Annotated in this window: 19 protein-coding genes; 8 read left to right on the forward strand and 11 right to left on the reverse strand. The window is 69.9% G+C overall.

From position 1 onward, the window contains the following. Nucleotides 1–8: 8 nt before the first annotated feature. The 6 genes from OHO83_RS43960 (at nt 9) to OHO83_RS43985 (ending at nt 6,919) form a co-directional block, all read left to right on the forward strand. A complete protein-coding gene (locus OHO83_RS43960; RefSeq protein ID WP_266681046.1) occupies nt 9–758 on the forward strand; it encodes a PIG-L deacetylase family protein in 750 nt (249 codons plus the stop codon). Beyond that, nucleotides 758–1,465 carry a 4-carboxy-4-hydroxy-2-oxoadipate aldolase/oxaloacetate decarboxylase gene (locus tag OHO83_RS43965; protein WP_266681048.1) on the forward strand — a complete coding sequence of 236 codons (708 nt, stop codon included), beginning with the start codon at nt 758–760 and terminating at the stop codon, nt 1,463–1,465. The genes OHO83_RS43960 and OHO83_RS43965 overlap by 1 nt, the downstream gene beginning before the upstream one ends. Next, complete coding sequence (locus OHO83_RS43970; RefSeq protein ID WP_266681050.1) at nt 1,462–2,565, forward strand: 4-oxalomesaconate tautomerase; 1,104 nt, start codon at nt 1,462–1,464, stop codon at nt 2,563–2,565. Before OHO83_RS43965 ends, OHO83_RS43970 begins: the two co-directional genes overlap by 4 nt. Further along, complete coding sequence (locus OHO83_RS43975) at nt 2,562–3,515, forward strand: catechol 2,3-dioxygenase (protein ID WP_266681052.1); 954 nt, start codon at nt 2,562–2,564, stop codon at nt 3,513–3,515. Before OHO83_RS43970 ends, OHO83_RS43975 begins: the two co-directional genes overlap by 4 nt. A 227-nt stretch (nt 3,516–3,742) precedes the next feature. Beyond that, the gene (locus tag OHO83_RS43980; RefSeq protein WP_266681054.1) at nt 3,743–5,083 is read left to right on the forward strand and encodes an MFS transporter; all 1,341 of its coding nucleotides are present in this window, start codon (nt 3,743–3,745) and stop codon (nt 5,081–5,083) included. Nucleotides 5,084–5,287: 204 nt separating this feature from the next. Continuing rightward, the gene (locus OHO83_RS43985) at nt 5,288–6,919 is read left to right on the forward strand and encodes a subtype B tannase (protein WP_266681056.1); all 1,632 of its coding nucleotides are present in this window, start codon (nt 5,288–5,290) and stop codon (nt 6,917–6,919) included. A 177-nt stretch (nt 6,920–7,096) separates the two neighbouring features. Here OHO83_RS43985 and OHO83_RS43990 read toward each other — a convergent pair whose 3' ends face one another. Beyond that, nucleotides 7,097–8,218, reverse strand: coding sequence for a PP2C family protein-serine/threonine phosphatase (locus OHO83_RS43990; RefSeq protein ID WP_330280671.1), 1,122 nt, complete (start codon nt 8,216–8,218; stop codon nt 7,097–7,099). A gap of 338 nt (nt 8,219–8,556) precedes the next feature. Between OHO83_RS43990 and OHO83_RS43995 the strand changes: the two genes are divergently transcribed. Together OHO83_RS43995 and OHO83_RS44000 are read left to right on the forward strand one after the other, a co-directional pair. Then, nucleotides 8,557–8,760 (forward strand): DUF5988 family protein, encoded by a 204-nt coding sequence (locus tag OHO83_RS43995; RefSeq protein WP_266681060.1) that lies wholly within the window; start codon nt 8,557–8,559, stop codon nt 8,758–8,760. A gap of 1,486 nt (nt 8,761–10,246) precedes the next feature. Beyond that, nucleotides 10,247–10,972, forward strand: a complete 726-nt coding sequence (locus tag OHO83_RS44000) for a class I SAM-dependent methyltransferase (RefSeq protein WP_266681062.1) — start codon at nt 10,247–10,249, stop codon at nt 10,970–10,972. A gap of 351 nt (nt 10,973–11,323) precedes the next feature. On the opposite strand, the gene OHO83_RS44005 is transcribed toward OHO83_RS44000, so the two are convergent. The 10 genes from OHO83_RS44005 to OHO83_RS44050 all read right to left on the reverse strand — a co-directional run bounded on the left by OHO83_RS44005 (nt 11,324) and on the right by OHO83_RS44050 (nt 18,530). Then, nucleotides 11,324–12,352 carry a cation diffusion facilitator family transporter gene (locus OHO83_RS44005; RefSeq protein WP_266681064.1) on the reverse strand — a complete coding sequence of 343 codons (1,029 nt, stop codon included), beginning with the start codon at nt 12,350–12,352 and terminating at the stop codon, nt 11,324–11,326. A gap of 156 nt (nt 12,353–12,508) precedes the next feature. After that, entirely contained in the window at nt 12,509–12,745 is a 237-nt protein-coding gene (locus tag OHO83_RS44010) for a hypothetical protein (protein ID WP_330280672.1), read from the reverse strand. A gap of 605 nt (nt 12,746–13,350) precedes the next feature. Then, nucleotides 13,351–15,162, reverse strand: a complete 1,812-nt coding sequence (locus tag OHO83_RS44015; protein WP_266681068.1) for a complex I subunit 5 family protein — start codon at nt 15,160–15,162, stop codon at nt 13,351–13,353. Then, entirely contained in the window at nt 15,159–15,506 is a 348-nt protein-coding gene (locus tag OHO83_RS44020) for a sodium:proton antiporter (protein WP_266681070.1), read from the reverse strand. Before OHO83_RS44020 ends, OHO83_RS44015 begins: the two co-directional genes overlap by 4 nt. After that, nucleotides 15,503–16,276 carry an MnhB domain-containing protein gene (locus tag OHO83_RS44025; protein WP_266681072.1) on the reverse strand — a complete coding sequence of 258 codons (774 nt, stop codon included), beginning with the start codon at nt 16,274–16,276 and terminating at the stop codon, nt 15,503–15,505. Before OHO83_RS44025 ends, OHO83_RS44020 begins: the two co-directional genes overlap by 4 nt. After that, nucleotides 16,273–16,536: a DUF4040 domain-containing protein gene (locus OHO83_RS44030; protein WP_266681793.1), complete on the reverse strand. Its 264-nt coding sequence runs from the start codon at nt 16,534–16,536 to the stop codon at nt 16,273–16,275. Before OHO83_RS44030 ends, OHO83_RS44025 begins: the two co-directional genes overlap by 4 nt. Further along, nucleotides 16,529–16,999, reverse strand: a complete 471-nt coding sequence (locus OHO83_RS44035; RefSeq protein ID WP_266681074.1) for an MrpF/PhaF family protein — start codon at nt 16,997–16,999, stop codon at nt 16,529–16,531. Before OHO83_RS44035 ends, OHO83_RS44030 begins: the two co-directional genes overlap by 8 nt. Nucleotides 17,000–17,051: 52 nt before the next feature. Continuing rightward, nucleotides 17,052–17,258 (reverse strand): hypothetical protein, encoded by a 207-nt coding sequence (locus OHO83_RS44040; RefSeq protein WP_266681076.1) that lies wholly within the window; start codon nt 17,256–17,258, stop codon nt 17,052–17,054. A 234-nt stretch (nt 17,259–17,492) separates the two neighbouring features. Further along, the gene (locus OHO83_RS44045) at nt 17,493–17,951 is read right to left on the reverse strand and encodes a hypothetical protein (RefSeq protein WP_266681078.1); all 459 of its coding nucleotides are present in this window, start codon (nt 17,949–17,951) and stop codon (nt 17,493–17,495) included. A gap of 21 nt (nt 17,952–17,972) precedes the next feature. Further along, a complete protein-coding gene (locus tag OHO83_RS44050) occupies nt 17,973–18,530 on the reverse strand; it encodes a hypothetical protein (protein ID WP_266681795.1) in 558 nt (185 codons plus the stop codon). Nucleotides 18,531–18,728: the final 198 nt, after the last annotated feature.

Consider the following 18,728-nt stretch of genomic DNA (forward strand, 5'->3'; position numbering starts at 1 on the left):
TTCAGCCCATGACACACGGCAAGGCGCCCACCACCCCACGATCCACCCTGGTTGTCACCGCACACGCCGGAGACTTCGTCTGGCGGGCCGGCGGAGCCATCGCGCTGGCCGCCTCGCGGAACGAGAAGGTCACTATCGCGTGCCTGACCTTCGGTGAGCGCGGCGAGTCCGCCAAGGCCTGGCGCGAGGGCAGGAAGCTTGCGGAGATCAAGGCGATACGCCGGGACGAGGCGGAGCGGGCCGCCGCTGTGCTCGGCGCCGAGGTGTGTTTCTTCGACGCGGGTGACTACCCGCTCCTGGTCACCCCGGAGCTGACCGACCGCCTGGTCGAGGTCTACCGTGCGACCCAGCCGGACGTCGTCCTCACCCACCCGGCCGAGGACCCGTACAACGGCGATCACCCCGCCGCCCACCGCATGGCCCTCGACGCCCGCGTCCTCGCTCAGGCCATCGGCTACCCCGGCCCCGGCGAGATCATCGGCGCTCCGCCGGTCTTCTTCTTCGAGCCGCATCAGCCCGAGATGAGCGGCTTCAGGCCGGAGGTCCTTCTCGACATCACAGAGGTGTGGGACACCAAGCGGCAGGCGATGGAGTGCCTGGGCGCCCAGCAGCACCTGTGGGACTACTACACGGACCTCGCCGTACGCCGAGGAGTCCAGCTCAGGCGGAACGCAGGGCCGAACCTGGGTCTGGCTCACCAGACCCTGGCCGAGGCATACATGCGCCCCTACCCGCAGATCGCGAAGGAGCTCGGCTGATGGGCGGCGTGATCATCACCGATCCCCCGAAGGCGGACCCGAAGGACGTCGAGGCGCTTGCCGGGTACGGCACGGCCACGATCTCCGAGGCGATGGGGCGCACCGGGTTCCTCGGCTCGCACCTGAGGCCGGTCCAGCAGGACACCCGGATCGCGGGCACCGCGGTGACCGTCCTGTCCTGGCCCGGCGACAACCTCATGATCCACGCGGCGGTGGAGCAGTGCGGTGAAGGCGACATCCTGGTCGTGACGACCACGTCGCCGTCCACCGACGGCATGTTCGGCGAGCTGTTCGCGACCGCGCTGCAGCGGCGCGGGGTGCGCGGCGTGGTCACCGACGCGGGCATTCGCGACACCGTCGAGCTGCGCGAGATGGGGTTCGCGGCCTGGGCGGCCGCGCTCAGCCCGCAGGGCACCGTCAAGGCCACCGGCGGATCCGTGAACGTACCGGTCGTGATCGGCGGCCAGGTGATCCGCGCCGGTGACGTGATCGTCGCCGACGACGACGGTGTCGTGGTCGTACCGCGTGCGAAGGCGCGGCAGACGGCCGAGGCGTCCATGGCCCGCGAGGCCAAGGAGGCCAGGTCCCGGGCGGCCTTCCAGGAAGGGCAGTTGGGGCTCGACCGGTACGGGCTGCGGGAGACGCTCGAGCGGCTCGGAGTCACGTACCAGTCGTACGAGGAGTACCGTGCCGGGGGTGCATCGTGAGCCCGCCCGAGGGGGTGCGCTGCATGCTGATGCGCGGTGGCACCTCGAAGGGCGCCTACTTCCTGGCCCGTGACCTGCCCGCAGAGCCGGGGGAGCGTGACGCACTGCTCCTGCGGATCATGGGCAGTCCCGACCCGCGCCAGATCGACGGGCTCGGTGGCGCGCACCCGCTCACCAGCAAAGTGGGTGTGGTGTCCGTCTCGACGTGCCCGGACGCCGATGTCGACTATCTCTTCCTTCAGGTCGCCGTCGACAAGGCCGAGGTGAGTGACCGTCAGAACTGCGGGAACGTTCTCGCCGGCGTCGGGCCGTTCGCCGTCGAGCGCGGGCTCGTGGCGGCCTCGGACAGCGAGACCTCCGTCCGGATCCGGATGCTCAACAGCGGTGACCTTGCCACCGCCACCTTCCCCACCCCGGGCGGCCGCGTCGACTACGCCGGTGGCGCGGCCATTTCCGGAGTGCCGGGGAGCGCGGCGCCCGTCGTCATCGAATTCCCTCAGGGTGCACATTCGTTGCTGCCCACCGGCCGGGCCCTGGACATCGTCGCCGATACGCCGGTGACCTGTGTGGACAACGGGATGCCGACCGTGCTGATCGCGGCCCGCGCCCTGGGGTTCACCGGTTACGAGAGCCCCGAAGAGCTGGAGGCCGACCGATCGCTCGGCGCGCTGCTGCGTGAAATCCGCCTGGAAGCAGGCCCTTTGATGGGGCTCGGCGATGCCGCGGACACAACCGTCCCCAAGCTCACCCTCCTCGCGCCGCCCGTGGACGGCGGCGCGGTGATGACGCGCACCTTCATCCCCGAACGCGCCCACACCTCGATCGGGGTTCTGGGCGCGGCGAGCGTCGCCGCCGGGCTGCGTGTTCCCGGCTCCGTCGCCGAACCCATCGCCCGGCTCCCCTCGCACGGCGACCGGGTGCGCATCGAGCACCCCACCGGGTTCCTCGACATCGAGGCAGGCGTCGAGCTCGGCGCCGGCTCAGCCGTGGCGCGCCGCACCGCTGTGGTGCGTACCGCACGAAAGATCTTCGACGGCACGGTCTTCCCGCGATCCGCGGATCCCTTCCCCCGTCCCGACTCCCAAGGAGGCAACGGATGACGAATCCGCCCCTCGGTGACATCGCCCATCTCGGCCACGTCGAACTGCTCACTCCGGACCTGGACGCCAGCGTCGGGTTCTTCACCGACTACCTGGGCCTGACCGTGAACGGCCGCTCGGGCGACTCCGTCCATCTGCGGACCTTCGACGACTACGAGCATCACAGCCTCGTCCTCACCGCGAACGACAAGCCAGGCATCCGTCGCACCGCCCTGCGCACCTCCGGAGAGGAGGCCCTGCGGCGGCGGGTCGAGGCGCTGGAGGCGGCGGGCCACTCGGGCCGGTGGGCCGAGGACGAGCCGGGCATCGGCAAGATCTACGTCACCCAGGACCCCGACGGCCACGAGATCGCCCTGTACTGGGAGAGCGAGTACTACGAGGCACCCGACGAGCTGAAGCCCGCACTGAAGAACCAGCCGCAGGCCAAGCCCAACGGGGGAGTCGGGGTGCGCCGCCTCGACCACGTCAACTACCTGGCAGCCGACGTCGCCGCCAACGCCGACTTCCACCAGCACGTCCTGGGCGCCCGTCCCACCGAGCAGATCCAGCTCGACAGCGGCACCATCGGCGCCAAGTGGCTGACCTTCACCGACAAGTCGTACGACGTCGTCTACACCTCCGACTGGACCGGCTCGACCGGTCGCCTCCACCACATCGCCTTCGCCACCGACACCCGCGAGGACATCCTGCGAGCAGCCGATCTCGCCATCGACACCGGCGTGTTCATCGAGACCGGCCCGCACAAGCACGCCATCCAACAGACGTTCTTCCTCTACGTCTACGAGCCCGGCGGCAACCGCATCGAGCTGTGCAACCCGCTCACCCGCCTCGTCCTGGCCCCCGACTGGCCGCTCATCACCTGGACCGAGGAGGAGCGGAAGAAGGGGCAGGCCTGGGGCCTGAAGACCATCGAGTCCTTCCACACTCACGGCACCCCGCCGGAGGACTGACCGACCGGCAGGACGCGCTTCAGGGGTGGGCCGCGCACGGCTGTGTGCGGCCCACCCCTGCGCGTTCCTTGATTGCTCGAAATATTGTTAACAAAACCGTTGACGTCAATTGGCCGGGTCTCTAACGTCATCCGCACGCCGGGTCCGTCGCCATCGAGCCGCTCGGCTCGCCCCCTCCCCGAAGCCGCCTCCAGGGACACCGCTGTCCCGAACGAGAGGAACCCCCGATGTCGCCCTCCACCTCAACCGCCGCCGGCAGCGCCGTGCGCGGCAACCGGCTGGCCCTGCTGGTCGTCGGCCTGTGCTGGCTGCTCGTCTTCTTCGACGGCCTGGACATGTTCGTCTACGGCTCCGTACTGCCGCACATGCTTGAGACCAAGGCGCTGGGCATCAGCCCCGGCAAGGCCGGCGACGTCGGCTCGTACGCCACGTTCGGCATGCTGATAGGCGCCCTGTGCTCGGGCACCCTCAGCGACCGGCTCGGCCGCAAGCAGACCATCATCGCCTCCACCGTGGTCTTCTCCCTGGCCTCCGCCCTCTGCGCCACGGCGGGCAGCCTCGGTGTATTCGGCACCGGCCGCTTCGTGGCCGGCCTCGGCCTCGGCGGGCTGCTGCCCAGCGCGATCACCATGGTCGCGGAGTACGCCCCGCGCGGCCGCCGCGCCTTGATCGTCGGCTCTCTGATGACCGCCCACCAGGCCGGTGGCATCCTGGCCGGCTTCGTGGCGCTGTGGACCGACAGCGACTGGCGGCTCTGCTTCTGGATCTGTGTGATCCCGCTCTTCGTCGGCGTCCCGCTGGCCGCCAGGTACCTGCCCGAATCGCTGGCCTTCCTACAGGCCAAGGGCCGTACGACAGAGGCCGCGGCGCTCGCCGACCGCTATGGCGTCGAGCTCGCCGCCCCGGGCGCCAAGCGTCCGGCGGGCGAGGGCTGGGGAGCAGTCGCCGCCCTGTTCCGCGGCAAGCTCTGGATCCAGACCCTGTTCTTCTGGCTGGCCTCCTTCGGCGGACTCCTCCTGGTGTACGGCTTCTCCCAGTGGCTGCCGTCGATGATGCGTGCCGCCGGTTACGACCTCGGGTCCGCGATCGGTTTCGTCATCGCGATCAACGCCGGTGGCATCGTCGGCATGCTGGTCGGCGGGCGGCTCACCGACAGGTTCGGCGGCTCGCGCATCTCCGCCATCTGGTTCGCCTGCACCGCTGTCGGCATCGGGGTGCTCAGCGTTCATATGCCGCTCGCGCTCACGTACATCGTGGTCTTCCTGACGGGTCTGTTCCTCTTCAGCGGCCAGGCGATGGTCTACGCCACGGTGGCGCACCGTTCGACCGACGAGAACCGTGGCACCGCCGTCGGCTGGGTCTCCGGCATGGGCCGCTTCGGCGCCGTCTTCGGGCCGTGGCTCGGCGGCCGGCTGGTCGACAACGGCTCACACACGGCGGGCTTCACCGCGTTCGCACTCGCAGGCGTCTTCGCGCTGGTCTTCATCAGTCTGACCGGGCTGCGCGGCCTGCAGCCGGCCGTCGCCGAAACGAGCGGCGCGGGCCCGCAGGTGTCCGTGGCGAGCTGACCTGAGAACCGCATGAGAAACGGGCCGGACCTCGCCGAGGTCCGGCCCGTCGCTGTCGCCGACAGCGCTTCGCCGCCTGTGGGTTTGCTTAGCATCCAGGCAATAGTCAACGTAATTGTTGACAATCTGAAACTGCCGGAATTACGTTCGCAACAGGCCCGAGATCGCGCAGGGCGCCCCGTGGAAACCGTGAAGGAGACACCGGTGAAGCACAAGGCAGTGAACCGCAGGTCCGTCGTCATAGGGATCGGTGCGGCCGCAGGTGCCGCGGCGACCGGCGGGATCGCTCTCGGCGCGCAGGCGGAAGAGACCGGGGCGACCAGGGCCCCATCGGCTCCGGCCGGCTCCGCTGGATCCCTGGCCTTCGACAAGGACGACTACACGGAACTGACGACCACCATCACCACCGACGCCGGTGACAAGCTCGTCAAATACCACTTCTACAAAGCGGTCACGTACGTCACCAAGCCGGTGGACGAGAAGTACCAATGCCTCAACGTGAGCGTCCCGGTCGAGATCGACGGCAGGACCGTCGACGCGACCCGCGCCCCGATCGTCCTCGCCAACTCGGTGGGCGGCTACATGCCTTCGTCGGTGGCGGACGCCGAGGGAGTGGGCGGTGGCGGCATGACCGGCGGCCCGGGCGGAGGCGCTCCGAGCCCCTCCGCATCGAGCGGCGCAGGATCGACCGACGTGGCGTCCGGCGGCAACGCGATGGTGAACGCCCGAGGCGGCATGGTCAACCTCGGCGAGCTGGGCCTCGCCGCGGGTTACGTCGTCGTGGAACCGGGCGCCCGAGGCCGCACCCTCACCGACTCCGAGGGCACCTACTACGGCACGGCACCCGCCGCCATCGTCGACCTGAAAGCCGCCGTCCGGTACGTGCGCGCCAACAAGGGCGCCATCCCGGGCGACACCGACCGGATCGTCTCCACCGGCACCAGCGCCGGCGGCGCCCTCTCCTCGCTGCTCGGCGCGTCCGGCGACAGCCGGATCTACTCCTCGTACCTCAGGGACATCGGTGCCGCCGACGCGAGCGACGCCGTCTTCGCCGCCGGCGCCTGGTGCCCGATCACCGACCTGGAGCACGCCGACGGCGCGTACGAGTGGAACTGGGGCACCAACGCCACGAACGCGGGCTCACAGGTCGACCCGACAGTGTCCAAGGCCCTCCAGGCCCAGTACGCGGAGTACCAGGCCTCACTCAAGCTGCGCGGCCTGAACGGCTTCGGCAGGCTCACGGCGCGCAACTACGACGCATACCTGCTCCAGCAGTACCTCCAGCCGTCCGCCACCACCTACCTGGCAGGCCTCTCCGACGCCGACCGCACGACGTACCTGGCCGCCAACCCGTTCATCACCTGGACCGCCGGCAAGGCCACCTTCACCTGGGACGACTTCCTCACCCACGTCGGCGCACGCAAGAAGTCCGCCCCGGCCTTCGACGCCTTCGACCTGTCGGCGGGGGAGAACAACGAGTTCGGCGCGGGCACCACCCAGTCCCGCCACTTCACGGCTTACAGCCTCAAGAACGACACAACAGGCGTCACCAGCAAGCGGCTTGAGAGCGACATCCCCGAGAAGCTCGACCTGATGAACCCGATGTACCACCTCGCCAAGAAGAACCCGGGCCGCGCCAGGCACTGGTGGATCCGACTCGGCACCAAGGACAGCGACACCTCGCTCAACATCTCCGCCAACCTCGCGGCGGTGCTGGACAACCTGGGTGACAACGTCAACCACCTCTACTACTGGGACGAAGGGCACGGCGCGAACACCGACGCCGCCGACTTCATCACCTGGATCGCCAAGGTGACGGGCCACGGGGCGAAGTAGCCACGAGCCGCGGCGGCGCGCACCGGCGCCGCCGCAGCCGCCGGGCACGGAGCAAGGCCCGCACACCGCCGACGCCCGCGGCAACGCCCGGCACAAACCTCGCGGTACGCGGACCTGTTCCGGCACGCGCTCGTTTCGCGGCGTCGACAGGCGCTCTCGTCGAGTCCGCGGTGCCGCTCACACGCCGCGCTCTGCCACTCCGTGCTGCGGCTTCGCTCCCGAAGGAGTACCCGGGGCAAACTCCACCAGGAGCAGGGCGGAGTCGTCGTCCGGTGGCGCCCCCGTGAAGGCAGCCACGTCGGCGCGCAGCCGGCCCAGGGCCGTCTCGGGGCTGGCTTCCCTCAGCAGCGGACCCGCCCGCTCACTCACTGGGTAGAACCGTCCCGCACTGTTCCGTGCCTCGCTCAGACCGTCGGTGTAGAGGAGGAGCCGGTCCCCGGCGTGCAGGGTCACCCGCGTGAAGTTGTCCTGTCGGTGGCTGGATCCCGCCAGGGCGGTGAGTCCGAACGGTGGCACCGGCACAGCCGGTTCGACGAGCTCGATCCGTCCGTCCGAGGTGAGCAGCAACGGAGCGGGATGGCCGTGGTTGAACACGATGAGGTGTCCGTCGGGGTCGACTTGGGCGAGGAGCCCGGTCACGAAACGCTCGCCGTCGGTCCTGCGGTCCATGGCGCTCTCGATGCGGTGACTGACGTCCGCCAGGTCCACGACGTCGGGAGCGGCCTCCCGGAACGCGGTCAGCACCACAGCGGCGCAGCGCACGGTCTCGAGCCCCTTGCCCTGGACGTCGGCGACGACGAGGCGGACGCCGTGGAGGGAAGGAACCGCCTCGTACAGGTCCCCGCCGATGCGGGTGGCGCGACTGGCCGAAATGTAGGAGGCAGCCAGGCGGACGGGGCCGATCGTCGGTGGCAGCGGGGCGAAGAGCACGTCCTCCAGGGTGTTGGCCACTTCCTGTACGTCCACGAGGCGTCGTTCGGTCCTCAGCCTCGCCTGCGCCGCGTAGACAGCTGCCAGCGTGACGTAGGCGATGGCGGCCAGTGCGACGTACATCCGTAAGGCGCCCAGTCGGTCGGCCTTCGCCGCGAACGCGACGCACAGGGCAACGGCGACGCCGCCCATCAGCAGGACGTTCCGTAGGGATCCCCGCGCGGCCGCGATCGCCGGGCCCGTGGCGTACAGCGGCAGCAGGTTGAAACTCGGACCCGTGGCCGTGTCCACGACGGCGATGCCCAACATGACCGCCAGCGGCAGCGCACTCGGTGAAGCAGCCATCGCCTTGATCCGGCGCAACTCCACGGCTGTACCTCCCGCGCTCACTGGCCGGGGGCTTACCTGTTCGCCCAGCCCGGGATGACGCGGATCGACCGAGAGAGGCTGTGCGGCCGCCTGCCGACCCGCCTGCCATACCAGCATAAGAAGGGCATGACGAACACACGAGGCGGAGCGGGCCGCGCACCGCCGCTCGACTTCACCGACGACATCCTGGAACACAGGTTCCACGGGCCGGCCCAGGCCTGGGTCGGCTCCGACGAGCCCCTCGTGGTGCTGGGGGTTGCCGGTACGGGAAAAGGGGTGTGGCAGACGTGTCGGCGCGTCATGGGGGAGCCGGTCGGGCCTTTGGGGAAGATCTGGTCATGGTCGATGCGAAAGCAGTTCTTGAGGGCGGTCCTGACGATCTTCCTGAGCGGATCGTCTCCGTCTCCACGCCCGGGCTCGACGTCAAGGTTCCGTTGCGCGGCGGGTACGAGCACTTCAGGGCCACGACACGTGAGAAGGAGACCTCGCAGGGTCCGCTGCCCGTGTACGAGTGGTGGGAGCGCACGGAACTGCCTGGGTAGATGTGCCCCCGCAGCGCGCGCCCCGAGCTCGGCCGGTGCCGACCACCACTTGCTCCGGGTGGTCTGGTCGGAAAGGTCGATCTCGATCGTGCCGGAGCGGAGCAGATCTTTGTGGGAGAGCCGGCGCCGGGGCGACGTGCCCCTGCCGGTGTCCAATGCCTTCACTCGCCGGGTCCATCAGTCCGGCGGCTCCGTCGGGGCCGGCCGGTCCGGCTTCGGCTCCGCAGGGTCGGGTTCCTCCGGCCTTGGGGGCGGCGCGGGCGGCTCAGGTGGCGGGACGGGCCGTGTCGGGGGGTCCGGTGGGTTCGGCGGCTCGACCGGCTTCGGCCCATCGGGCGGTTTGCCAGGGCCCGGGGGCTCTGGGCGTGGCGGGGGTTCGGGAGACGGCACGGGGGCGACGTCGGGGTCGGTTGGTACAGGCACAGTTCCCATGATCACGGCTCCTACCGGCCGAGGCTGTGTTGCGTTGCCATGACGATCACTCTCGCGGCGGCGGCTCCCTCGGCCTCGCGCACCGCTGCGTCCAGGGCCTGCCCGGCGGCGAGCGATCATCAGCGCGAGCCGGCCGCTCCGGGCGCCGAACGCAGCAACACACGCGCGCCCGATGTCACCGTCGGCGCCGGTGACCACCACCGTGCGTCAAGCGCCCGCGTGATGTGTCATACGGTGCGGGTTTCCCTGATCAACGTCGGCAAACGGCCGTGGGGACCGTGCCGTGGGGGTGGGCTGATCGTAGGGTCGAGAACAGGCAGAAGAGGCTCGGGCGAGGGAGGCAGCTGATGCCGGTCGTGACGCGGTTCCATGCCGACGCGCCTCCGCTCGTCATGAGCCACTGGCACCCGATCGGCTGGACCGAGGCGCTCGCCCAGTGCCGCCACAGTCGAGCGATGGCGCGCATCGACGGAGTGAGCGGCACGTGTGGTGACGAGCTGCTGGACCACGCGCCTGCCAAGAGCGAGGACTGTGCCGAGGCCGGGTCGGTCAGAACGGCGAATCAGGAGTTGTGCGGCCGGCTCTGGCCTCACAGGCGGGGCCTTGTCGGTGCGTCCGGGCTGCGGCGGACGCGGAAGAGGCGCGGCTGGATGATCGTCTTCGTTTTCTCGGCCTCGACGAGGGACGTTGCGGCGACGTGGAGTGTCTTGGACGCGGGTGACGTGATCGACGCCGCTACCAGAGCGGAGGGTGTGGACACTCGTAAGCCCGGCCCCGACCGCAGGCCTGTTGCTCTGAAGAAGGCGGGCGTGGCGCCGGCCCAAGCGCTGGTCGTCGGCTACAGCCTCGCAGGGCGTGCAGGCTGCGGCCCGGGCCGAGGTGCCGCTTCTTTTGGTGCCGTTCCGCGGACTCGGCCAGCGGGCTTTGCACGCGGTCGGCGCCTGGAAGGCCACGCAGGTGTTGCCGGACTGCGGACCTGTTTCAACGGTCGTGCGTATCGCGGACCCTGCCCGCTGAGCGCCCGAATTCGTTTGGCCGCACTGCAGTGAGTGAGATGTTCGGCGCCGACTACACGGTCTCTGTCGAGTTCTACGATCTGCTCCAGGCCGAAACCGACCGCCGCTTGGCGAAACGGCGCTTCGCCGAGGCGGCCGGCCGCGCCCGGCACGGGATCCTTGATGTCGGTGCGGGTACCGGGATCGTCACCGAGACCCTGTTGAACGCCTCCGCCGCGCCGATCCACGCTGTCGAGCCGGCGGCCCCGATGCGCGCGGCGCTGCTGTCCCGCCTGGCTGGTCTGGGCGCTGACCAGCGTGCCCGCGTCACCCTTCACCCCGAGTCCATCGAGCGAGCGGGACTCGAGGAGGTCGCAGACCTGGCCGTCGCCTCCAACATCATCGCCTGCCTCGATCCCGCCACCCGACGCTCCGCCTGGCAGGCCGTCAGCCGCGCGCTCCTGCCCGGCGGGCTACTCCTCTTCGACCCTCCGCCCACCGAACTGCCGACCGGGCGCGAGAGAGTAGGACGGCTCGGGCCGGTCCGGGTAGGCCCGGACATCTACGGTGCTGACATCACCCGGGAACCCCATGCGGGGGTCGTGCGGATGGTCTTCACCTATCACGTCGAACGGGACGGACGGGTGTTGCGCCGGGAGCGGGAGGCATTCAAGCTGTGGCCCGCCAGCGCTTCGGAGATCGGCGCGGAACTCGAGGCACAGGGCCTGCAGGTCGTGCACGCCCCCAGCGCCGATCTTCTGGCCGCCCGCCGCGCCGCACATTGAGGGAGGTGTGTGGGCCGGCGCTGCGCACCCGAGCCTGTTGCGAAAGTTGATCTTTTACGTTGACGGTCATGTCTCGTGCGATGTGATGCCGCGTCTGTAGGCAGGTGGGAGCGGTTCTTGCGGAAGCCGTGCGCCTTGCTGCGCGCGCTCGGTCCGGCCTTGCATCGCCGTCCCCGGCCACGCCCGGGCGTACCGGACTGCGTCCGGCACGGTCTCGGGTCTGCGCTCGGCCCGTGAGCGATTCCTCGGTCGGGCCCCGCCTTCGGCCCCGCTGTACCGACGTGACCCGATGCCGGCGATGCAACCTTGGCATCGGCCTCAGGCGGGCTGTCGCGCGACGCACGCCCCGCCTCAGTCGCGTGCCTCCTGTGCCTCGACTGTCGCGTCCAGCTCGCGCCGTTCACCGGCGGCACGGGCGCGGTCCTTCGCCGTGGCCTCGGTGACGTCCAGGAACACCTGGTCGGCGAGAGGCCAGCGGTCGGTCATGTCCGACTTGATGCGGACGAGTACCTCTTCGACATCCTCGCTGTCCATACCGCCGACCAGGTCGACGCGGACGGCGACGAGCGTGGAGCGGGTACCCAGGCGCATGGTCAGCAGAGTGGTGACGGTGTCGATCTCCCGCTGTTCGTCGAGAAACTCGTGGATCTCGCGGCGCAGTACAGGGTCGGCAGCCTCGCCGATCAGCTGCGCGCGCGACTGGCCGGCCAGCTGGAACGCGACGAAGACGAGCAAGGCACCGATGAGGAGCGAGGCCCAGGCTTCGTAGGCGATGTTGCGGGTGAGCATGTGCAGGCCCACGCCGACGATGGCGAACACGACACCCAGGCAGGCGGTGGAGTCCTCGGCGAGCACGGTCCGCAGGGCCGGGTCGTCGCCCGCGCGGATCTCGCGCACCATGCCACGCGAGGCGTGCCGGGCATTGCCGCGGATCTGAACCAGAGCCCTCACCAGCGAGGATCCCTCCGCGAGGAGCGCGACGGCGAGCACGGCGAGCACCACGACGTAGCCGTCGCGTGTCTCGGAGCCGCCCGAACGCAATGCCTCGATCCCCTGGAAGAAGGAGAAGCAGCCGCCCATCACGAAGATGCCGACGGCAGCGAGCAGGGACCAGAAGTAGCGTTCCTTGCCATATCCGAAGGGATGCTTGGCGTCCGGAGCGCGGGTGCTGCGCGTGAGCGAGGCCAGCAGGAAGACCTCGTTGATGCTGTCGGCCACCGAGTGCGCCGCCTCGGACAGCAGGGCGGGCGAGTTCGCGAACAGCCCGCCGAGCAGCTTGGCCAGCGCGATGACGAGATTGGCACCGAGGGCGACATAGACGGTGACAGCCGTCTTGCTGTCCTCGTCCGGATCACTTCGCTTCCGCTGGGCGTCAGACATCGTTCCACCTTGGTCGTGAGCAGGGGCGAGGTAATTCGGGAGTGGGTCGCACGGGGCGCGCCCGAGCAGTCGGGGCGAATGCCTGGTGGCCGGAGCGGGGCGGGCTCCCCGCCCGATCACGGGCAGCACCCGTCCTTGAGTTACGACTCACAGTGCTCACAGGAGGAGCACGGCGATCGTGGCGACGCCCGGCACCGCGAAGGTGGAGCAGTCACTGAGGTGCCCTGCGTGCAGTCGCGGCACGGGCAGTACCCGGCGAGCGCGGTGCCACGTGCTGTGGTGCACGGTTGGCCGGGCGAGCCCGGCCGCGAGGCCCGTGGACAGCAGCCCGAGCAGCACTCCTGTGGTGCGCCAGGGCGGGTGACGTGGTGGACGGGACCGTGGTGATGGCAAGGGGCACCTCAGCAACGTAGCCAATCTGGTGGGTGAAGGAGCAGGCGGCGCGACCGGCGGGAGTGCGAGCCCGCAGCGATCAGGACGCATGCGAGGGAGGCAGCGAGCAGGCCGGCCAGGTCAGGCAGACATCGTGTCGGCAATGCGGATGCGGCGGCCTGAGGCTCGGTGTCTTCGTGTTCCGGTGGTCTCATCCTCCTCTGGCTGGTCCTGCCAGGGCCCGGCGGCGCCCTGGCTGAGACGTCTTCCCCACTGACCGCTCGCCGAACCTGGCCAAGCCCCGTGCGGGCGCCCGCAGGACGGCTGCGCCGGGCACGGCGAAGATCAGGACGAACACGGCTCGCATCCAGGTGCCCGCGCCTTCCTCGAAGACTGACTTCCCCGGTGCGGCACCGAAGGGCGACAGACCGGTGAGAGTCGGACCGGCGAGCGTGAACGGAACCCCGACGAGAAGGAGTTGGGGGTGGCGAGCCGGACGACGTCGCCCAGGGTGCGGTACCCCTGCGACAGAGGGCTGGGGCCCTCGTGACGTCAGGTCACCGGGCGGGACGTAGATCTCGACCCCGTCCGCCGGTTGCGCGGTTCGCAGGGCCGAGCCCATATCGCTACCAGACGAGCGCGGTCAGCAGCGCGATGCCCGCCAGTGTGAACGCGACGTAGTCGCCGAGGTGGCCCGACTGGAGACGGTGGAGGGGCGCGGCCCAGCGCGCCGGTTCGTCCGTCGCGGGCCGGCGCACCGCGGTCCAGGCGAGGGCGAGCGCCAGGACCGAGGAGAGAAGGCCCAGAGCGACTCCGACTCCCGTCCAGTGGGGTGCGGGTGTGACCGGGGGCGGTGCCGGTTCTCCCGTGCCAAGTACAGCGGCCGTGTATCCGGCGTGATCGGTGAATGCGTCGGCCGCCTGGCCCACGGCCGGCCACAGACCCGGCACCAGCCCCACGGCCAGCGCACCTGCCATGAGCGCTACGGGTACGGCGAGCATCGTGTCCGGGATGCGCCTCAGCGGGCCGCGTGTCTCCGGCTCCTCGTCCTTGCCTGTCGTGGTCTCCGGGTTGCCGGAGGGACGGGGACCCCAGCCCAGGAAGATCCGCGCGGAGGCACGCAGCACGGCTCCTCCCGTGAGCGCCGACGCGGCCACGAAGACGCAGGTCGGCCACCACCCCGCGGCCTCTTCGGACACGGCCTTGCCCAGGCCCGTACCGAAGGGCGGCAGCCCTGCGAGCGCCAGCCCGCCCGCCGCGAAAAGGCCACCGACCAGGGGGAGTTGATGTGCCCGGCCATGCAGTTCGTGTTCGTCGACGCTGCTGAACCGGTCCAAAAGGATGCCCGCACAGGCGAAGAGCGCGGCCTTCACTCCCGCATGGGCGAGGACGTAGAGGATGGTGCCGCCGAGGCCCTCAGGGGTGAGGACCGACACGCCGATGAGGAACAGGCCCGTGTGGGAGACGCTGGAGAACGCGAGCAGCCGCTTCAGGTGGCGTTGCTGCCAGCACATCACGGCGCCCAGGAGGGCGGTGAGCACGCCGAGGGTCAGCAGGGCGCGGTGCACGCTGGGCTCCGGGATGCCGCCGGGGCCGGCGAACACGGTCCAGTAGACACGTGCCGTGCCGTAGACGCCGAGCTCGACGATGACTCCCGACAGCAGGATGCAGACGGGCGTCGGGGCGACGGCATGCGCGTCGGGAAGCCAGAAGTGGAAGGGGACGGCCGCCGCCTTGACGAGGAGCCCGGTGAGGACCAGGACGAAGGCGGCCAGGACCAGCGCGTCAGGGCGTCCGGCGTGCGGGTGCGCGTCGAGCCGTGCGCCGATCTGCGCGAGGCCGAGCTCGCCGGTGTGTGCGTACAGCAGACCGATGCCGAACAGTGTGGTGTAACCGCCCAGCGAATTGATGATGCCGAACGTCAACGCCCCCTGAACCGCCCGGGCTTCCTCCACCCGGTAGCCGGTGAGGGCGTAGGCGACGACGCCCATGAGTTCGAAGAAGACGAACGCGTTGAAGAGGTCACCGGTGAGGACGAAGCCGCACATGCCGGCCTGGAAGAGCAGGATGAGGGCGGGGAACGAGCCCGCGTGCCGGTGCGGCGGTTCGTCGAAGTACCGCCAGGAGTAGGCGAGAGCGGCAACTACCAGGACGGAGGTGAGAGCGGCGAGTCCGACGCCGACCCGGTCGCCGACGAGCACGATCCCCACGCTCGCGCCGTCGCGGGGCCGCCATCCGCCCATCCACTCGACGGCGCGCGAGTCGGCCGACGGCGAGAGTACGAGGAGGGTGACGGCCCACGCGGCAGCGCCTGCGGAGAAGACGAAGCCCATGACCTCGGCGGCGAACCTGGGCAGGCGTCGGCCCGCCGCGACCAGAAGTGCCGCGCCGAGGAGCGGAGTGGCCACGATCAGGGGCAGGAGCTGCGCGGCTGTCACCCTCGCAGCTCCGACAGTTCGTCCGGGTCGACGGTGCCGTGCCGTTTGGCGGTCTGGATGACGAGGGCGAGCAGCAGTGCGGTGACCGTGGCGCCCACGACGACGTCGGTGAGGGCGAGAGCCTGGACGACCGGGTCGACGACGGGGCGGGAGCCGGGGGTGATGTCGGCGAAGACGGGGGCGGTTCCGCCCCGGCGGTAGCCCACGGCGAGCAGCAGCACGTACGTCGAGCTCTGGCACACGGACAGGCAGCCCACCGCGTGGATCAGATTGCGGCTCGTGGCCAGCCCGTAGCAGCCGACGAGGAAGATCCATCCGGCTGCCAGATACGGAAGCACGCTCATGACCGGTTCGCCTCCTCGTCCTGTCGCCCCGTCCCGCCCGCCCCGCCGTCCTCGATCTCCAGTGCCTGGTCGAGGAACCGGGCGAGCAGCACGACGACGGCGCCGGCCACCTCCACGCCGATCGCGGCGTTGAGGAGCGGGACGGTGCCGCCGGAGGAGAGGGTGTTGAACGTCCCGTACGGCAGGAAATTGGCGAGGAACGCCGACCCCGCGAGGAGTCCTGCCGTGCCGAGGAGAACGTACGCGGCCTCGCCCGCGGCGTCCGCGAACGCGTACGCCGCGGCCGGTCTGATGCGCTCGAGCGCCTTGTAGTCGATGGCGACGTAGAGGAGGTGCAGCGCGGTCGCCACGATGACGCCGCCCTGGAAGCCGCCGCCGGGACTGAGCTGGCCGTGCGCGATGACGTAGAGGCCGATGAGCAGAGTGACGGGCAGGGCGATCAGCGCGTAGCGGCGTACGGGTGGATCGACCTGGGCCGTCTCGGGCGGTTCGCTGTGCTCGTCGCGGGTTTCTCGGAGCAGGACGACGGTGCCGAGGACGGCGCCGAACAGGATGGACTCCTCGCCGAGGGTGTCGAAGGCACGCTGGTCGAAGTTGACGGAGGAGATGACGTTGGCGGTATGCCGGGAAAGGGCACTGCGGACCGCGCGCTCGCCGTACGGGTGCCAAGTGCCCCCGAAGCCGGGCAGGTCGAAAGCGGCGCAGGCGAGGAGGACGGCCACGCCGATGCCTCCCACCGCCAACAGCCACAGCCGTGCCTTCCTGCTCACGCGGGCCCCCTCTTCCGTCCGTCGCGACGGCCACGCACCTTGCGGACGGCCAGCAGGAGCATCAGCGGCGTCAGCGCGGAGCCGACCGCGAGCTGCGAGAGGGCCACATCCGGAGACTGCAGAACGGTGAACAGGACGGCCAGCGCGAGCCCGAGCAGTGCCAGCACGAGTGCCTGACGGACCGGATCCCGGGTGAGGACGGCGGCGGTCGCGGCGGCGACGACGAGCGCGAGGGTCAGGACGATCAGCAGATCAGCCACCATGTGCCTCTCGTGGGAGGGACGTCTTGCCCGACACCGCCCGGCCGGAGACGATGTTTCCAGCAGTCAGCAGCGCCCCGATGACCAGCAGTTTCACGAGGGACCGTCCCGGGCCCGTTGCCACGCAGAGCGGCAGGACGACGAGCGGCGGGGCCGCCGCCGACAGGACCGTCATGGCGCGTGTCACGCGGGCGGTGGGCGGATCGGCCGCCAGCTCGTCGGCGAGCAGACGGGCGTAGACGAGCGTCCCGGCCGGTCCCAGGACCGCCAGGACCAGGCCGAGGTCGATGTACGAGGGGCGGGCGTAGCCCTGGGCGAGCAGCAGCATGACCAGGCACACGAGTAGGGTCGCGAGGTTCTGTGCGACGACCCGGCGCCGGAGAGGGCCGGTGGCCGCGCCCCAGAGAGCCGGGGCAACGCCGAGTGCCAGCACTGCTGCGGCCGCGAGGAGCCAGCCGTTCATTGGGGCGGTCCCGGATCGTGACCGAGGGGCGAGGGAAGGACGACGCGCGGCCTCACGCGGATCCGCTCCGTCCCGTCGCGGCCAGGCGCGCGGCGCGGGCGCCGAAGGCGGCGAGCAGGGAGGCGCACGATCCGACCACCCACTCGAGCAGGCCGACGTGGGAGATCAGGACGAGCCAGAGACCCGTCAACACCGCCCACCAGCCGACCACTTCGGCGGTGACGCGGACCGCCGCAGAGCCCATGACCGTACGAGCCATCAGCCCACCTCCCGAGAACCGGGTGCCCGGCGGTCAGGCTCTCATGCCGTCGCTTGACGTCGCGTCAAGCTCGCCGGTGCCGGATCGAGCGGTGTGCGCAGTGTGCTGTGGCCGTCCCGTCAGGTCTTCGGCTCGACGTACATACAGCTGCTCTTTTGGGTCGACTCGGTGGGCTCACTCCCTCCTGACGACCAGGATGATCCCGAGAATGAGCGTGGTGTCAGGTCGCACCGACTACGTGGTGAGGAGGCGGTTGAAGAAGGACCGGTAGTGCTGGAGAGCCTTGCGCAGGTCTTCGGTGTTGGCTTCCGCGCCGCTCTTCCACTGGCCCTCCAGTCCACTCTTCTGATCGGCGAAGGTGGCGGCCAGGGTCTGCATGACATCGGCGACCAGGGCGTCCGCCGACTGAACAGCCTCCCGCGGCTCGTCCACGAAGGCGCCCTGGACCTTGCTCCAGCGGTCGCGGAAGTTCTGGGCGTCCCCGGTCGTCAGGAGCGGGGGCGTTTCTTCGTTCGGCTGCTTGGCTTGCTCCTGCTGCGCCGGTTCGGTCGTCGCAGCCGCCTCCGGCCGCCCTTCTTCCGGCGGCGGTGTCTCATTCGGCGGCGGTGCGTCCGGCGGGCTGTCTTTCGGCTGGGCGAGGTCTTCGGTGGACAGCCCCGTGAGGACAGGGTCCGATGTGGAATTGCGTTCCATGGTTCCTCCACCTGGTCCGAGTTAGGCCCGCGCGTGGCGCGACTGGCCGCCGTTGGAGAGCAGTTCGTCGAACAGGGCACGGTAGTTCGTCATGGCCCCCCGCAACTGTTCCGTGCTGGCCCTGTGTTGCATGCTGAGGGTGTCGATCTCGTGGGCTTCCCGGTAGTGCTTCAGGGTGCTCCCGTGCTCGACGGAGAGGTCTTTGAGGCGTTGCTCGAAGTTCTCCGTGGGGTAGCCCCTTTCGTGCATGAGAGAGGTCACCAGACGGTCCGCGTCGTGCACGGCCGCCTCGGGCCGGTCGACGAACTCTTGTTGCACATCGTCCCAGTCGTGCCGGTACCGATCCCGGCGTCCCTCTTCCAGGGGCTTGATGTCGAGCGCGTCATGGCGCTTCTCTCGGGCCTTGAGCTCCCGCTCGCCGGCCGCGCGGCTGTCAGCGTCTTGCACCGTCCGGTCGTACTCCGGCCCGAATTGCTCACGGAGGCGGCGACGGCGCATGAAGAGCGCCACGGCCACGCCGATCAGAATCAGCACCACGGCCACCGGGATGACGATCGCCAGAAGAGTTCCTGTTGACATGGAGAGCAACCTCCCTCGTTGCAGATCGCCCTCCAATCTTATGCTTTGTCCTCTATGTCTACAGGGGTGACTGACGGTTATCGGCGTACAGCCCGCAGGCATCGTGCGAGTGAGGCAGCGGCGTCAGGGCAGGGGACGCTTCAGGCTCCATGCAGCAAGGCGCCGCTCGCCCGGTCCTCACCGGGCGAGTGCGGCTTT

Origin of the sequence: Streptomyces sp. NBC_00569, from assembly GCF_036345255.1 — a bacterium.
Taxonomy (GTDB): domain Bacteria; phylum Actinomycetota; class Actinomycetes; order Streptomycetales; family Streptomycetaceae; genus Streptomyces.

Bases quoted from the DNA above. Each gene is read 5' to 3' on its own strand.
- OHO83_RS44005 (WP_266681064.1), bottom strand. From the start codon at position 12,352: ATGTCTGACGCCCAGCGGAAGCGAAGTGATCCGGACGAGGACAGCAAG.
- OHO83_RS44020 (WP_266681070.1), bottom strand. From the start codon at position 15,506: ATGAGCGTGCTTCCGTATCTGGCAGCCGGATGGATCTTCCTCGTCGGC.
- OHO83_RS43980 (WP_266681054.1), top strand. From the start codon at position 3,743: ATGTCGCCCTCCACCTCAACCGCCGCCGGCAGCGCCGTGCGCGGCAAC.
- OHO83_RS44045 (WP_266681078.1), bottom strand. From the start codon at position 17,951: ATGGAACGCAATTCCACATCGGACCCTGTCCTCACGGGGCTGTCCACC.
- OHO83_RS43960 (WP_266681046.1), top strand. From the start codon at position 9: ATGACACACGGCAAGGCGCCCACCACCCCACGATCCACCCTGGTTGTC.
- OHO83_RS43965 (WP_266681048.1), top strand. From the start codon at position 758: ATGGGCGGCGTGATCATCACCGATCCCCCGAAGGCGGACCCGAAGGAC.
- OHO83_RS44040 (WP_266681076.1), bottom strand. From the start codon at position 17,258: ATGGCTCGTACGGTCATGGGCTCTGCGGCGGTCCGCGTCACCGCCGAA.
- OHO83_RS43995 (WP_266681060.1), top strand. From the start codon at position 8,557: ATGGTCGATGCGAAAGCAGTTCTTGAGGGCGGTCCTGACGATCTTCCT.
- OHO83_RS43975 (WP_266681052.1), top strand. From the start codon at position 2,562: ATGACGAATCCGCCCCTCGGTGACATCGCCCATCTCGGCCACGTCGAA.
- OHO83_RS44050 (WP_266681795.1), bottom strand. From the start codon at position 18,530: ATGTCAACAGGAACTCTTCTGGCGATCGTCATCCCGGTGGCCGTGGTG.
- OHO83_RS44000 (WP_266681062.1), top strand. From the start codon at position 10,247: ATGTTCGGCGCCGACTACACGGTCTCTGTCGAGTTCTACGATCTGCTC.
- OHO83_RS44035 (WP_266681074.1), bottom strand. From the start codon at position 16,999: ATGAACGGCTGGCTCCTCGCGGCCGCAGCAGTGCTGGCACTCGGCGTT.